Genomic DNA, 14,774 nt, shown 5'->3' with positions numbered 1-14,774 from the left:
AGGGTGGTAAACTGATGAAAAAGAAGCCGATCGGTCACTTGTTTCTCGCATTCGCATTGCTGCTACAACTCGCTGTGCTGCCATTGCAAACCGCTGCTGCAGAACCCGAAAAGTCTCCAACCTGGATTCCATCTATTAACTATTTAGCACTAGGGGATTCATTGGCAGCGGGAGTTACGCCTAACAACGAATTAGGCAAAGGATATGCGGACTTTTTAGCAGAAGAACTAGCAGGACAGGAACTGCTCCAAACTAGTAATAAAGGTTTTTCGTATCCCGGCTATAAGACTGATGACATACTAAGAGACTTAGAGACAAATGTTTCCAAGCCAGTAATTGGTATGGGACATCAGGATCAAACAGCAACTATTCAACCATCTATTACAGAAGCAAACCTCATCACCTTGTCAATTGGGGCAAATGATGTGCTTTCGAAAGTGAAGTTTGATGAGAAAGGGACTCCACTATATAAACCTGAAGAAATCCAAGCTTCCATGATGAGCGTGGGCATGAACATCCAGAAGATTTTAGGGGAAATTTATCAGTTGAATCCAAATGCACAAGTATACGTAATGGGTTACTACAATCCGTTCCCTACTTTACGTGCAGATGTTCAACCGGTGATTGGACAATTAGTCAACGGATTAAATGGCGCGGTTCAAAGTGGATTGAAGGGAACGCCGGCTCATTTCGTTAGCACGGCAGATTTGATTGCTAAGGACTTTGCAACGTATTTACCAAACCCTCAAAATATTCATTTGAGTGAAGCGGGCTATAAAGCCGTAAAGAATGCATTCAATGAATCACTAATGAAAAACTATCCGTGGTTTAAGAAAGATGTACTAACAGTAGAAAAGAAAGATGCAACAACTGTAGTACTTGAGTGGGAGCCAGTTATTGATACGGCTATGATTACGACGTATCAAGTATTCAATGGTGATCAGAAGGTTGCAGAAGTAATGGGACCAGTTCTTACGTATGAAATCACAGATCTTCAGCCGAATAAAGAATATAATTTCACTATTAAAGCAGTTAGTCAAACGGGTAAAATGAGCATTCATAATATAAACAAGGTGTATACGTTAGACAGTGAACCTGCTGAGCCACCTGTGGTGTTCACGGATATTTCCAAGCACTGGGCAAAAGAAGTAATCGAACTTGCAGCGATGAAGGGTATTGTAGGCGGATATGCAGATCATACATTCCGTCCAGATCAATCACTGACACGTGCACAAGCAACTTCGATCGTCGTTCGCATGCTAGATTTAAAGCCAAAAAGCACGAAGATGGCATTCGATGATTTGGCATACTATGCTGATAGCACGAAAGCAGATATTCAAGCAGCCTACGAATATGGTTTGATGAGTGGTGTAAATGGTCACTTTATGCCAAATAAACCAATTACTCGTGCACAATTAGCATTGTTACTAAGCCGTACGTATACCGTAGCAACAGGCAAGCCATTCACACCAACAGCACCTGCACCGTTCAGTGATATCCAAAAATTTGCTAAGGATACACAATGGGCAATTGCTGGGTTGTATCAGTTGAACATCGCAACAGGTGACCAAGGCAAGTTCATGCCAAATGCTCGTACTACAAGAGCACATGCAGCAAAGATGATCGTGAACTCGATGCAAGTAATCGGTCAATAAGCATTACAAAAAGGAAGGACTCGAATCTACCGAGACCTTCCTTTTGATTGTATAAATGATTGGGGAGTAGGTTGCTTAGCTACGTTTCAGGCGGATATGTTCCGGAGGGCCCGCATATAGCTAGCCCGCTGAAGCGTAAATCACGAACCGCACATTAATTTTTGTTTTCGTTTTACTATCTTTATGCTGTAACTTTCTTCGGATGCTCTTTTTTATCCACTACAGCTGCACCGACGATGTCGCCCATTACGTTTGAGGCAGTACCAGCCATACCAATCAACGCATCGACTCCAGCAATTAACGCCACAATCTCAAGCGGCAGACCGAACATTGTGAGCACCGCGGATAGTGTGACTAGTCCAGCGGCGGGTACACCAGCCGTGCCTATGGAGAGCAACGTACCAATCGCGATAATGACAATAAAATCTACAGCAGATAAATTCAGATTCGTAATATTTGCGGCGAATACGAGGGAGATTCCCATACGTAGCGCACCGCCATCCGAATTGAAAACAGCACCAAGTGGTAACGCGAAATTCGCTGTATTCTCGGAAACGCCTGCTTTTTTTGCAGACTCAATCGCAATAGGTAATGTCGCAATACTACTAGAAGTAAAAAATGCTGCGGTATAAGCATCTTTTGTATTGCGATAGAAAGGCAATACCGGATTGCCGAAGAGCTTCAAGAACCCACTATAAACAAATAACCAAAGGATTAGAACACCCAGATAAAATACGCCAACAAAGGATAGCAGACCTATGAATGTATCCCATCCTTGCTCGCCAAAAGCGGTTGCGCTAATTGCAAAAATACCGATGGGTGCATACAGTAATACACCCGCCAATATTTTATAGAACATCGTGTTCAGTGCATTGAAGAAGCGATCAAGTAAGTCGCCCATCTCTACAAGCTTCGTGTCCTGGGAAAACTTCATAGAAGAAATCGCCATGCCGATAATTACAGCAACAAATAAAATGGCCATTAAATCGCCGGTAGTGAATGCGGCAAATATATTCTTAGGAACGATTTGTAGTAAAACTTCAGAAAAACCTGGAGCGTGTGGGGGCTCTACTACTGCATCCGTTGGTAACGTCAAATGCTTACCAGGCTTCAGCCATAAAGCTAAGGAAAGGCCAATCAACACAGCAGCCGCTGTTGTGGCTGCGTAATACAAAATCAATTTACCGCCCATTTTGCTTAACTGCACTAGATTCATCTGATTGACGGCTAGTACAACTGTTAAAAAGATTACGGGAACGGCAACCAGACTAAGCAAGTTTAATAACAATGTACCAAACGGCTTAAGGAATGAAGTGTATTCGTTAAAAAATATGCCGAGCAATGTTCCAGCAATAAATCCAATCGTAATTTTAACAACAAACGGTGTATTCTTATATTTATTCCAGATAAAGTTCACTCTCCAATCAATCCTCTTATACACGTAGCTAATCAAACGTAATATGGGATTACTGTATTATTTCATCATAGCATATACAGTTGCTAAAAAGTTCATTTAATAGCTTCACATTGCTTTACATTGCAAGTAGAAAAGAATAAAATTATGATAATAGTTAATTATCCCAACTAACCTTTTAAGGAGTGTTTCACGTGAAACGACAACCACAGTTTTTTGCAGAATATATTCAACTTTATCGTCCTTTATTAAATCGATTAAACACGCTTCTTGCACCGTACAGTTTGTTTAATTCACAATGGGGCATACTAAAGTTATTGAAGCTTGAAGGAGAAATGACTTCGGCAGAAATTGCCACGCGCCGTCAAGTTGAAAAACCGAGTGTGACAAAAATTGTTCAGCGCTTACTGGAAATGGATTTAGTTAGTATACGACCTGGTACGGATCGTCGAGAAAAGTGGATTGGTTTGACAAGTCAAGGACATGAAACGGTCGACAAAATTGTTTCAGAATTAGAGAAAGTGTATTGTGGATTATTGGAAGGCGTCGAGCTAGAGGATATTGAAACAGCAATTCGCGTGATGGAGACAGCAAGAAAAAATCTAAATAAATAAAAGAGGGATTAGATGGACAATAAGAAGATTTGGACAAAAGACTTTATTGTTACTTCTATAATTAATTTTCTTTTAATGTTAGTGATGTATTTATTAATCGTTACAATAGCACCTTTTTCAGTGAAAGAATATGGAGTGTCCACAAGTGTAGCAGGACTTGTCTCAGGCATTTTTATCATCGGCACATTAATTGCACGACTTGCGGTTGGTGGGCTCATTAGCAAAGTAGGTAGTCGTAGAATTTTATTAATCGGCTTGGCGATAACTGTTTTAGCATCGGCCTTTTATTTAGGAGCAGTTAATCTACCATTATTGATGGCAAATCGATTTTTCCACGGGGTTGGTTTAGGTATCGCATCAACTGCAACAGGAACGATGGTTGCACAAATGTTACCACCATCACGAAGAGGGGAAGGTATTGGCTACTTTAGTTTAAGTACAGTGCTTGCCACGGCAATAGGACCGTTTTTTGGTATCTTCTTGAGTCAGCATTTCGAATTTAGTGTATTGTTCATTTTCTGTTTGGCAATTAGCATCGGCTGTGCATTGATGTTCTTCTTTGTTAGAAAAACACCAGCTGTTATGCCTAAAAAAGACGTACAAGTGTCAAAAGTGAAATTTGGTGTCAGTAGTTTACTGGAAAAACGAGCGTTACCAATTGGCTTTATCACATTGTTAGCAGCAATGGCTTATTCGGGCGTTCTGTCATTCATTTCGTTCTATGCAGAAGAAGTTAATTTGGTAAATGCAGCTAGTTTTTTCTTTTTAGTGTATGCCATTGCGGTTTTATTATCTAGGCCGTTTACTGGAAAACTTTTGGACGTGAAAGGAAACAAATTTGTCGTTTATCCGTCCTTGCTATTATTTGCAGCAGGGCTTTTACTACTAAGTGGTGTGCAGGCTGGTTGGATGTTACTTCTTGCGGGGGGAATTTTAGGTCTTGGCTTTGGTAATTTTCAATCATCTGCGCAAGCCATTGCCTTACAAGGTGTGAAACCTGAACGCCTTGGAGTAGCAACATCTACATTTTTTATCTTCTTGGATTTTGGCTTTGGTTTTGGACCTTATGTACTTGGTGCACTCATCCCACTTATCGGTTACCGAGAGTTATATGTTGTACTAACAATCGTTGTAATTGTTGCGCTTGCTTTGTTCGTGCTATTTAGCCGAATTAGAAAGAAATCTGAACAAACAGCCATGTGATATGAATCAATAAAGGGAAAAGACACTACTTCAACATGCGTAGTGTCTTTTATATTAGGAAAGGTCCGCTTCCCAGAACCCATTAGATGTACAATACTTCGTTTTGAGACAACTTGCATAGTAACGAACGAGACAAAAAAACACCTGTGAGCGTAACGCTCGCAGGTGGAAAACTTAATTTGTAAAGTTATCGAAATATCCTTGTATGAAGACGATTGGCGTTCCTTTATCTCCGCTTCCAGAAGTTAAGTCAGATAATGAACCGATCAAGTCTGTCAGCTTACGAGGCGTAGTACCTTGTGAAGCCATAGAACCCATTAAGTCTGTATCCTTTTTCTCAATAAAGTCAGAAATAGCATGTTTCAGCTCTTCACCACGCAAATCAGAGAAGTCATTGTCTGCTAAATATTTTAGTTTAACTTCATTTGGAATACCATCTAATCCGCTTGTATAAGCAGGGGACACGACTGGATCCGCCAATTCCCAAATCTTTCCAACAGGGTCTTTAAATGCGCCATCACCGTAAATCATGACTTCGATATGTTTACCAGTTTCTTTTTTCAGCATTTCTTGGATGTTGTCGACAACAGGTTGGCAACTATGTGGGAACAGTTTAATACTGTGTTCTTGTGCTTTGTTGGCACCAAGTAAACCGAACAGTTCATTGTAGCCGCTACCGTCGATGGATTCTGCTAAGATGTCGTCTAAGCTGTAAACTTTCTCAGCACCATTTGCTTTAAGAATTCGCTTCGTTCTAAAACGTGTATGGATATCACATGTTAGAACTGTTTTTGTATAATCTAAAATTGTTCTAGCGTTGTTTGAGAAGATAACTTCGTGTTCTACACCAAACTCGTCCATTAATGATTTATAGTATTCGATGTAATCGACACCAGTGAATGGGTGTTTATTGTCACCGAAATGTTCGCGGAATTCAGCTTCAGTCAACACATCTGTCCAAGGATTAACCCCTTTTTCATCTAAACGATCTAGCTCTATCAAGTGGTTGCCAACTTCATCAGAAGGATAGCTAAGCATTAAGACGATTTTCTTTGCGCCTTTTGCGATTCCGCGTAAACAGTTACCAAAACGGTTACGACTCAAAATAGGGAAGATCACGCCAATTGTATCATCACCAAATTTTGCCTCGATGTCTTTTGCGATATGACCAATTGTTGCGTAATTACCTTGTGCACGTGCCACGATGGATTCTGTAATTGATACGATATCTTTATCTTGAAATGAAATATTTTCAACTCTAGAAGCGTCTAATACGCTGTCTACCACGATTTGTTCAATATTGTCGCCTTCATTGATGATTGGACAACGCAATCCTCTAACAACAGTACCTACCACTCTTTCCAAATCAATCGCTCCCTATAGAAACTCAATTTGATCACTCTTCACTGTATTATAGCGCGTGTTTATGGTATAAGTAAAATTAATATACTTAATAGGGGATATAAGAGGTGGTTATGTGTCAATTAACTTAGAATGGTATAAAGTTTTTCGTACGGTCGTTCAAAATAAAAGTTTTTCGAAAGCGGCTAGACAGTTATTCATGACGCAACCGGCAATCAGTCAAATTATCTCGCAGTTGGAACGGGCACTGGATACGCGTCTTTTTAATCGTACATCTAAAGGGGTTACATTGACTGATGAGGGGGCCATGTTATATGAATATGTCAATTCAGCGTTAAATCTAATCGATGCAGGCAATGAAAAATTACGCGAGTTGAAGAGTCTATCGGCAGGCGAATTGAAAATTGGTGTAGGCGATACGATCTCTCGTTATTATTTATTGCCCTATTTAGAAGCGTTTCATACCAATTATCCGAGTATTCGTTTTAAAATTATTAACGGAACAACAATGGAACTCATTGCTTCACTGAAATCGGGTGAAGTAGACATTGCTATTTGTAATTTTCCCGTAGAAGATGATTCTTTAGAACAGCGTGCATGTTTTGACGTGCAAGATACATTTGTTTATGGGGAGCGATTTAAAAAACTGTTTCTGCGTCCCGTACCATTGCAGGAGCTAACGAGGTTACCACTTATTTTATTGGAATCTAAATCAAATTCTCGTCAGTATGTGGAAGACTTTTTATTACAACAAGGCGTGAAAATTTATCCGGAGTTTGAGTTAGGATCACACGAGTTATTACTGGAGTTTGCGCATATTAACCTAGGAATCGCTTGCGTAGTTAAAGAGTTTTCAGCAAATTATTTGGACGCAGGTAAGTTGCATGAAGTAGAGTTTCTGGATCCTATCCCGAAACGTAATATTGGTGTCTGCTATTTAAAAGGAGTTTCTTTATCGCCAGCTGCATCTAAGTTTATTGGGATTTTGGAGAAAGCATAATGTACAATTGTCAACGAATTCGTCGTAGTGCTCATAGATTGTAGTGCCGCGCTCATAGATCGTGGTTCTGCGCTCATAGACCATGATGCCGCGCTCATAGACTGTGTTTCCGCGCTCATAGACCGTGATGCTGCGCTCATAAACCGTGATGCCACGCTCATAGATCCTGTGATCCCGTTGACAAAGCGATAGTATGAACAGCGAAACTGCCCTTCTATCTCGATTGTCCTAGTGATAAACGGTCGTTATATTCTGCCCGACCGTATAATGGAGAAGATTAAATAGCCAAACATAAAAGTCGCAATGATAGAACCTACTTCAATCAACGGTAAATGCAAAAATATAGCAGTCTGTCCGGAAATGGCAGATCCAATTATCAGTCCCACCATCAAAATACTGAATGCAAGTAAGACAATGCTCAACGAAAGACGATTAGCAATTTTATCGAATCTACGGAATATGATAGTTGATTCTTTTAGACCTACTGCTATTTCAACTTTTCCTTTTTCAATCGTTTTCACTGCTTTTTTAATATCGTTAGGTAATTCCACTAGAATTTCTGTGTTTTTCACTAGCGAAAGCCAACTATTTTCGAGTAGGTAGCGGGGGTCATATTGTTTTAAAAGTGCTTTTTTACTGTACGGCTCGATTGCTTTCATGATGCTGAAAGAAGGATCTAATGTGCCCAAAACACCTTCTAATGTAAGAATCACTTTTGACAAAATGGCGATTTCATTCGGCAGACGAATATGATGTCGGAACGCGATAGAAAAAATCTCCACGAACACATCGCTAAGCTTTAGATCCGTTAGGGAGGTTTCATAATACTTGCGCTGGATATTTTGTAAGTCCCGATACAAGGCGTCGATGTTCGTATTGTCATCTAAAATATCCATCGCAGAAAAGATGTCAATTAGCCGCCGAATATTCCCTTTTCGCAAAGCCAGCAGTAGGGAGATGAAATGATAAGTCATTTCTTTACTAAGTTGTCCGACCATCCCAAAATCAATGTAGTGCACAACGGGTCCTGGTGCGATAAATATATTGCCAGGATGTGGATCTCCATGGAAGAATCCGTATTCCATCACTTGTGAAAGCATCGAGTCAGCAATTCGTTCAGCAAGTAGTTGCCGATCATGACCTTCTTTATCTAATTGCTGTATATTGCTTACTTTTATTCCTGTAACTAAGTCTGTAGTAAGTACCTTACGGCTAGTGTATTCATCGTAGACACGTGGCACGTGAATGTCAGCTATTTTTTCAAATTGTCGTGAAATCCGTTCGGCATTGAGAGCTTCTAACTGATAATCAAGTTCTTCCCGCAATGATTGGGAAAATTCATGAATGAGATCACGTAGATGATAAGCCTTGGCCCACTCCATATTCTTTTCTAAAAAGCCTGTTAAGTCATGGAGAATTGCCAAATCAGTATTCACTTGTCTCTCTATATTTGGACGTTGTATTTTAACCGCCACAAACTCACCGCTATTTAATCTAGCTTTATGTACTTGCCCAATTGAAGCGGAAGCAAGGGGTTCTTTATCGAACTCTTGAAATAATTCTTCTATCGTCCCGCCAAGTTGATATTCAATAATTTCCCGCACAACTTCAAATGAAAAAGATTCGACATGGTCTTGTAGTTTTTCCAGCTCCGATGCAATTTCCTCTGGTACTAAATCGCAGCGACCACTGGCGATTTGCCCTAGTTTGACAAAGGTTGGCCCAAGTTGTTCTAACGCAATCCGTAGCTTTTTTCCAACATGATATAAATTCACATCAGCTTCTTCGTCAGCAGAAGAAAATTTTCGATCAGTCAACCCAAGCCGAAATAAAATATGGCTAAATCCATTTTTGAAAAAAACATTAATGATTTCTTGAAAACGCTGTGCATTCTTCATTCTTCGTTTCAGCAATAAGAACACCTCCGTTAACTCCTCTCTCCAAAAGATACCATTAAGTGGTGTGTAGTGAACAATGAAAAGAACCCATTCCTCTAGCGCAAGAGGGAATGGGACCATGCAATCAGAAAATCTTTTTCCGATCACGTTCTTCTTTTAGCACTTCAACCGCTTCGCGGAATCGCAGGGAGTGTATGTTTTCCCGTTCTCTTAGGAATTTAAGTGAATCGTTAATGAGCGGATCATCTGAGACGTCGATAATCCATTGATAAGTCGCTCGTGCTTTTTCTTCAGCTGCAATATCTTCGTATAAATCGGCTATTGGATCACCTTTTGCTTGAATATATGTCGTTGTAAACGGTACTCCACCTGCATTTGAGTAGAAAAGTGCATGCCCGTGATTAACAAAGTGTGCACCAAGTCCCGCCTCTTCCAATTGTTCTGGTGTAGCGTCTTTTGTTAATTTATAAATCATCGTCGCAAGCATTTCTAAGTGTGAGAATTCTTCAGTAGCAATATCATTGAGTACACCAATTATTTTATCGGGAACGGTATAGCGTTGATTCATATAACGTAAAGCCGCCGCTAGTTCTCCATCAGCGCCCCCATACTGTTCTGCGATATACTTCGCAAGTCGTGGATTACATTCACTTACTTCTACTGGATACAGCAGCTTTTTCTCATAAACCCACATACTTAATCCTCCTAATAAAGTAGTGCGACCGATATGTCACATTTGCCACGGCCAAGGTGCTTGATTCCAACGCCAGCCCATTTCAATCGCTTGCTCCGATGGGATTGAATGTAGGGACAGAGGGCCGTACCGCTTCTCGTAAGCCTTCCTTGCTCTGGATGCTTCTTTGATCGCAAGTCTCCACTGCTCTAGTCCATCTTCATCATTTGGATGAGTATTTGTATAAAGTGTTAATTCCACAACAACGAAATCAGCTTGCTGTACTTCTTTAAGCATTGCTCTTTGCTCTCCGGCATCCATTAGGAAATCCCCTCCCTTTTCGAATAACCATCGACCAACGCGGGCCAAAGACTTCCATGACGTAATGCTTCAGCGGCAGAAAATTGGGGAAGTCCCGGTGGTTGAACATTCATGAACAGCTGTGGTGGTAGCGAAAAGGTCTTCTCAAGCACAGGTGGGCAAGGATCTAACGGAGATACATAAGGTTTATAGCTACCTCGGAACGTATAGTTATCCAGTTCTCATCACTCCTCCGTCTAACGTATGCAGAGTATGTAATAGGTATGAAAATAAGGGCGAAAATTAATTATTAACTCATTATGGGTAGTAAATGGGAAGACCACAGCTAATTGATTTACGTACATGAAAAGGGCATTTTCACTTGAAGATGTCTTTTTCGATGTGTACTATAAATAGTTATAATCTGTTTGGTAAATATATCTACTACCTTTTTATAATCGGAAATGTGTTATATACCCTTTATTTATGGGTATGAAGAATAGTAAGAGAGTTACCAAATTGAACACTAGGAGTCGATATAATTGTGAATAAAAAGTTTTGGAAAAACCCCGTATTCTCCATCTCGGCAGTATTTATCTTTATACTTGTCGTATTAGGTGCCGCAAAACCGGTACCATTCGGAAATGTATCCGAAAGATTGTACCACTTTACGACAGATAATTTCGGATGGTTTTATTTACTTGCGGTATTTATTGTAATTGTATTTTTAGTAGGGCTTGCTATAAGTAAGTACGGTGCAATTCGCCTTGGGGGCGATGCCGAACGTCCAGAGTATCCATTCTTTACATGGATTGGTATGTTGTTTTCTGCCGGCTTTGGTGTTGGGCTTGTATTCTGGGGTGTGGCGGAACCGATGAGTCATTACTTCAAATCACCAATTGCTAGCGTAGAAGCACAGACGGAGGAAGCTGCACGTGTAGCGATGGGCTACTCGTTCTTCCACTGGGGGATTTCACAGTGGGCAATTTTTGGCATGGTCGGATTAGTGATTGGCTTCTTGCAGTTCAGGAAAAAGAAAGATGGCCTAATCTCTACGGCATTGGAACCGTTGATTGGCAGCAATCGCTATGTGAAGACCGGAATTGATTCATTCGCTGTTGTAGCGACAGTCATGGGAATTGCGACTTCATTGGGAATGGGTGTCCTGCAAATGAGTGGAGGAATGGAATATGTATTCGATATAAAAAGTACATTTACTGTTCAACTCATTATAATTGCTGTCGTATTTGTAGCTTATATGACATCAGCTGCATCGGGATTGGGTAAAGGAATTGCGTATCTTGGGAATTTTAATCTTGGGATGGCGATTGCGCTATTAGTGTTTTTTTTCATCGTTGGACCGAAAGTGTTTATCCTTGAAACCTTCACATTGGCTATTGGAGATTATATTAATAATTTCATTACGTATAGCTTGCGGTTACAGCCTTATCAGGGCGGTACGTGGGTGAAGGATTGGACGATATTCTATTGGGCTTGGACTATTGCTTGGTCACCATTCGTTGGGGCATTCGTCGCGCGCGTATCAAAAGGTCGTACCATTCGTGAGTTCATTATGGGTGTGATGGTCATTCCACCCGCATTTTCATGTATGTGGATTGCAACACTGGGCGGTACAGCGTTATATAGTGATTTGCGAAACGGTACACAGATAGCACAAGAAGTTGATCAAGATGTAACGTCAGCAATTTTTGCAACACTGCAACACTTACCGATGACAAATATCGTATCGTTTTTAGCGATCGTACTTATTTTTACATTTTTAATTACGTCTGCTGACTCTGAAACCTATATTTTAGCAAGCATGACAACACGCGGAAGTTTATTCCCGCCTTTAGTTACGAAATTCATCTGGGGCTTCTTGATGACTGCTATTGCGGCTGTGCTTTTGTCTGCCGGTGGACTGGAAGCGTTGCAATCAGCATCACTCGTTTCCGCTTTGCCATTTACTTTATTCCTTTTACTTCTGATGTTCTCCTTGGCTAAGTTATTAGCGCGTGAGCCAATTACGGTCAGACCGACTGATATTCGTCAATTTGAGCATGTAGAAGGAGAAGTTAAAAAGAGACGGAAACGTAAAGAAAGCGAAAAAGAGTGAAAAGTGCGTCGAGAGAAAGAAAAGGCGAGAAAAGCAAAAGAAAAAAGTGATAAACAATATCAAGAACTTGAAAAAAAGAAATACATGGAATATGAAAAAGAAAAAAAGCAAGGCGACAAATAATACAGGAACCGGATCATTGCTTCTAGCACGATCCGGTTTTCTATATAACCGAGAGGAGATTGGACATGCCTATAGTAAAGGTAGAGGGTATTTATTTTAAAAGAGGTGATAATCAAATTTTACAAAACGTTGATTGGGAAATTTCAGAGGGACAACAATGGGGCTTGCTTGGTTTAAACGGCTCAGGGAAAACATCATTACTATCTATCATTTCCACTTACGAGATTCCTTCTTCAGGTGAAGTAGAAGTGCTTGGGAAGCGCTTTGGCAGTACATATCTACCTGAACTTCGTAAAAGAATCGGTTATGTCAGTAGTTCATTGGAAAAGTTCTCGGACTATTTCTGGCACGAAGAGATTGAACGAGTAATTATTAGTGGAAAGTTCGCGAGCTTTGGCATTTACGATAAAATCATTGATGAAGATTGGACACGCGCACATTATTTAGTGAAAGAATTTAGGTTAGACCACGTAAAAGGTAAGAAATTTAATGTGCTTTCTGAAGGAGAGAGGCGACGTGTGCTAATCGCAAGAGCGTTAATGGGTGAGCCAGATTTGCTTATTTTGGATGAACCATGTTCTGGTTTGGATATTTTAGCAAGAGAACAATTCCTTGAAGCACTCGAAATAGCCGCGAATAATAATGTACATCTTGTCTATGTGACGCATCACATCGAAGAACTCGTACCGAAAATCACACATGTCTTATTGCTGAAAGATGGCCAAGTAGTTGCTGCGGGCCCAAAACATGAAGTGATGACGAGTGAATTACTTTCGGAAACCTATCAAGTACCTGTCTCTATCGAGTGGATCATAGAACGTCCATATCTGTCTGTTAAATAAAGTAAGTTGGCGTAGTTTACAACGGTCTAGAGAGGGAACTTTCTATAATAGAAGACTCACTCTGGAAGGGGGCGAGTGGTTATGCCCAAGAAACGAAAATGGACGAAAAAAAGAATTGCTTCATATATACTACTTATATTTGCGTTATTGTATGCAGGAATTATGCTCTGGCAAACTTACAAACCGTTACCGCCAGGAATATCCTATGCGGGCGAGTTGCACCAAGTAGATGATATTGAATTTTTGTACGATCTAACCTTTTCAAAGACAAAATCAAAAAAACATTACACATCGGAGTTGCGTATTTTTAAAGAAGTATTTCAGATGATTGAAGAAGCGGAACAGTTTATTGTAGCTGATTTCTTTATGATGGATGACTATTACGATGAAAAGGAAGACTTTATTCAGCTGGCTGATCAATTGTCACAGACTCTAATAGAGAAGAAGAAAGAAAACCCTAACATGCCGATTGTCTATATAACAGATCCAGTAAACACAGGCTATGATTCATATGAGTCGGAGTGGTTTAAGAATCTTAAGAAGGCGGGTGTGCAAGTCGTCTATACAGATTTAGAGCCATTACGTGACTCGACGCCCATTTATTCAGGAATCTATCGTATGTTATTTCAATGGATTGAGTTTGGCGGTAAAAATCACTTTCCGAACTTCTTAGCAAGTGAAGCACCGGATGTGAAATTTACGTCTTATTTAAAAATGTTAAATATCAAAGCCAATCACCGAAAAACACTCGTGACCGATCAAGCAGCTTTAGTGACTTCATCTAACCCTCACGCAGCAAGTAGTCGCCATGGGAATGTGGCATTTAAAGTAAAGGGACCTATACAAAATGATATATTAGAATCAGAAGAGGCTGTTCTGCAGTATTCATCGGGAGGAAAATTACCCCGTGTTGAAAATTTAGAAGAAGGAACAGGTCCATATGAAGTCCAATACGTCACGGAAAGTAAAGTACTAAAGGCGTTAGTGGAAGATATCGAAAAGACCCAAAAAGGTGATCGTATTCGAATGGGCATGTTCTATTTATCCGAGCAACAAGTCATCCAACCGTTAGAACGAGCGGCAAACCGTGGCGTCAAGGTGGAGATGATATTAGATCCGAATGAAAATTCATTCGGCAGTAAAAAATCAGGATTACCCAATCGACCTGTCGTGCAGGAACTTAGAGAGAACACAGACAATAAGATTGATGTGCGTTGGTACAATACAGTAATTGGACAATATCATACAAAGCTAGTTACAATTCAAACCGCTGACATGACATTTATCACAAACGGCTCTTCTAATATGACGGAACGAACATTGCGCGATTATAATCTTGAAGCCAACTTACGGATTATTGCTCCGACTGACAGTGAATTAACAAACGAGATCAATACGTATTTTGATAGGTTGTGGGACAATGAAGATGCTCTTTATACACTAGATGTTGAAAAGTATCAGAGCAACTTAACATTCTTCCAACGTGGCATTTATGCCCTACAGCGTTGGATTAAAATGACAACTTACTAATCGTAAACATCGTTCAGTAGCCAGTTGAACGATGTTTTCTTAAT

General features: G+C 40.2%; 14 protein-coding genes. 8 read left to right on the top strand and 6 right to left on the bottom strand.

Annotated features, from left to right (window positions below; translation table 11 throughout):
* Positions 1-14 precede the first annotated feature (14 nt).
* Positions 15-1,655 (top strand): S-layer homology domain-containing protein, encoded by a 1,641-nt coding sequence (locus CSV79_RS07775; protein WP_158232492.1) that lies wholly within the window; start codon positions 15-17, stop codon positions 1,653-1,655.
* A gap of 181 nt (positions 1,656-1,836) precedes the next feature.
* Here the strand turns inward: CSV79_RS07775 and CSV79_RS07770 are convergent, their stop codons facing one another.
* Positions 1,837-3,072 (bottom strand): dicarboxylate/amino acid:cation symporter, encoded by a 1,236-nt coding sequence (locus CSV79_RS07770; protein WP_099688476.1) that lies wholly within the window; start codon positions 3,070-3,072, stop codon positions 1,837-1,839.
* A 191-nt stretch (positions 3,073-3,263) separates the two neighbouring features.
* Here CSV79_RS07770 and CSV79_RS07765 point away from each other — a divergent pair, with 191 nt between their 5' ends.
* Positions 3,264-3,683, top strand: a complete 420-nt coding sequence (locus CSV79_RS07765; RefSeq protein ID WP_099688475.1) for a MarR family winged helix-turn-helix transcriptional regulator — start codon at positions 3,264-3,266, stop codon at positions 3,681-3,683.
* 12 nt (positions 3,684-3,695) lie between these two features.
* Positions 3,696-4,886 (top strand): MFS transporter, encoded by a 1,191-nt coding sequence (locus CSV79_RS07760; RefSeq protein WP_099688474.1) that lies wholly within the window; start codon positions 3,696-3,698, stop codon positions 4,884-4,886.
* Between the two features lie 174 nt (positions 4,887-5,060).
* On the opposite strand, the gene CSV79_RS07755 is transcribed toward CSV79_RS07760, so the two are convergent.
* Complete coding sequence (locus CSV79_RS07755; RefSeq protein ID WP_099688473.1) at positions 5,061-6,251, bottom strand: coenzyme F420-0:L-glutamate ligase; 1,191 nt, start codon at positions 6,249-6,251, stop codon at positions 5,061-5,063.
* Positions 6,252-6,363: 112 nt separating this feature from the next.
* Here CSV79_RS07755 and CSV79_RS07750 point away from each other — a divergent pair, with 112 nt between their 5' ends.
* Both CSV79_RS07750 and CSV79_RS16775 read left to right on the top strand, forming a co-directional pair.
* Positions 6,364-7,248, top strand: coding sequence for a LysR family transcriptional regulator (locus tag CSV79_RS07750; protein ID WP_099688472.1), 885 nt, complete (start codon positions 6,364-6,366; stop codon positions 7,246-7,248).
* A 27-nt stretch (positions 7,249-7,275) separates the two neighbouring features.
* Positions 7,276-7,440, top strand: a complete 165-nt coding sequence (locus tag CSV79_RS16775; protein WP_158232491.1) for a hypothetical protein — start codon at positions 7,276-7,278, stop codon at positions 7,438-7,440.
* A 53-nt stretch (positions 7,441-7,493) separates the two neighbouring features.
* On the opposite strand, the gene CSV79_RS07745 is transcribed toward CSV79_RS16775, so the two are convergent.
* From CSV79_RS07745 to CSV79_RS07730, 4 genes are all read right to left on the bottom strand, one after another.
* Positions 7,494-9,170, bottom strand: coding sequence for an ABC1 kinase family protein (locus tag CSV79_RS07745; RefSeq protein ID WP_233201399.1), 1,677 nt, complete (start codon positions 9,168-9,170; stop codon positions 7,494-7,496).
* Positions 9,171-9,270: 100 nt separating this feature from the next.
* On the bottom strand, positions 9,271-9,840 hold the full coding sequence (locus CSV79_RS07740) for a manganese catalase family protein (protein WP_099688471.1): 570 nt from the start codon (positions 9,838-9,840) through the stop codon (positions 9,271-9,273).
* Between the two features lie 36 nt (positions 9,841-9,876).
* Complete coding sequence (locus CSV79_RS07735; RefSeq protein WP_099688470.1) at positions 9,877-10,140, bottom strand: spore coat protein CotJB; 264 nt, start codon at positions 10,138-10,140, stop codon at positions 9,877-9,879.
* Entirely contained in the window at positions 10,140-10,358 is a 219-nt protein-coding gene (locus tag CSV79_RS07730) for a spore coat associated protein CotJA (RefSeq protein ID WP_099688469.1), read from the bottom strand. Before CSV79_RS07730 ends, CSV79_RS07735 begins: the two co-directional genes overlap by 1 nt.
* A 305-nt stretch (positions 10,359-10,663) precedes the next feature.
* Here CSV79_RS07730 and CSV79_RS07725 point away from each other — a divergent pair, with 305 nt between their 5' ends.
* From CSV79_RS07725 to CSV79_RS07710, 3 genes are all read left to right on the top strand, one after another.
* Entirely contained in the window at positions 10,664-12,235 is a 1,572-nt protein-coding gene (locus CSV79_RS07725) for a BCCT family transporter (RefSeq protein WP_099688468.1), read from the top strand.
* 188 nt (positions 12,236-12,423) lie between these two features.
* Positions 12,424-13,200 (top strand): ABC transporter ATP-binding protein, encoded by a 777-nt coding sequence (locus CSV79_RS07715; protein ID WP_099688466.1) that lies wholly within the window; start codon positions 12,424-12,426, stop codon positions 13,198-13,200.
* Positions 13,201-13,281: 81 nt separating this feature from the next.
* Entirely contained in the window at positions 13,282-14,730 is a 1,449-nt protein-coding gene (locus CSV79_RS07710) for a phospholipase D family protein (protein WP_099688465.1), read from the top strand.
* Positions 14,731-14,774: the final 44 nt, after the last annotated feature.

This window comes from Sporosarcina sp. P13, assembly GCF_002743055.1.
Taxonomy (GTDB): Bacteria; Bacillota; Bacilli; order Bacillales_A; family Planococcaceae; genus Sporosarcina.
This window is presented reverse-complemented; position numbering and strand designations above follow the sequence as displayed.

Bases quoted from the DNA above. Each gene is read 5' to 3' on its own strand.
- CSV79_RS07775 (WP_158232492.1), top strand. From the start codon at position 15: ATGAAAAAGAAGCCGATCGGTCACTTGTTTCTCGCATTCGCATTGCTG.
- CSV79_RS07760 (WP_099688474.1), top strand. From the start codon at position 3,696: ATGGACAATAAGAAGATTTGGACAAAAGACTTTATTGTTACTTCTATA.
- CSV79_RS07740 (WP_099688471.1), bottom strand. From the start codon at position 9,840: ATGTGGGTTTATGAGAAAAAGCTGCTGTATCCAGTAGAAGTAAGTGAA.
- CSV79_RS07735 (WP_099688470.1), bottom strand. From the start codon at position 10,140: ATGGATGCCGGAGAGCAAAGAGCAATGCTTAAAGAAGTACAGCAAGCT.
- CSV79_RS07715 (WP_099688466.1), top strand. From the start codon at position 12,424: ATGCCTATAGTAAAGGTAGAGGGTATTTATTTTAAAAGAGGTGATAAT.
- CSV79_RS07710 (WP_099688465.1), top strand. From the start codon at position 13,282: ATGCCCAAGAAACGAAAATGGACGAAAAAAAGAATTGCTTCATATATA.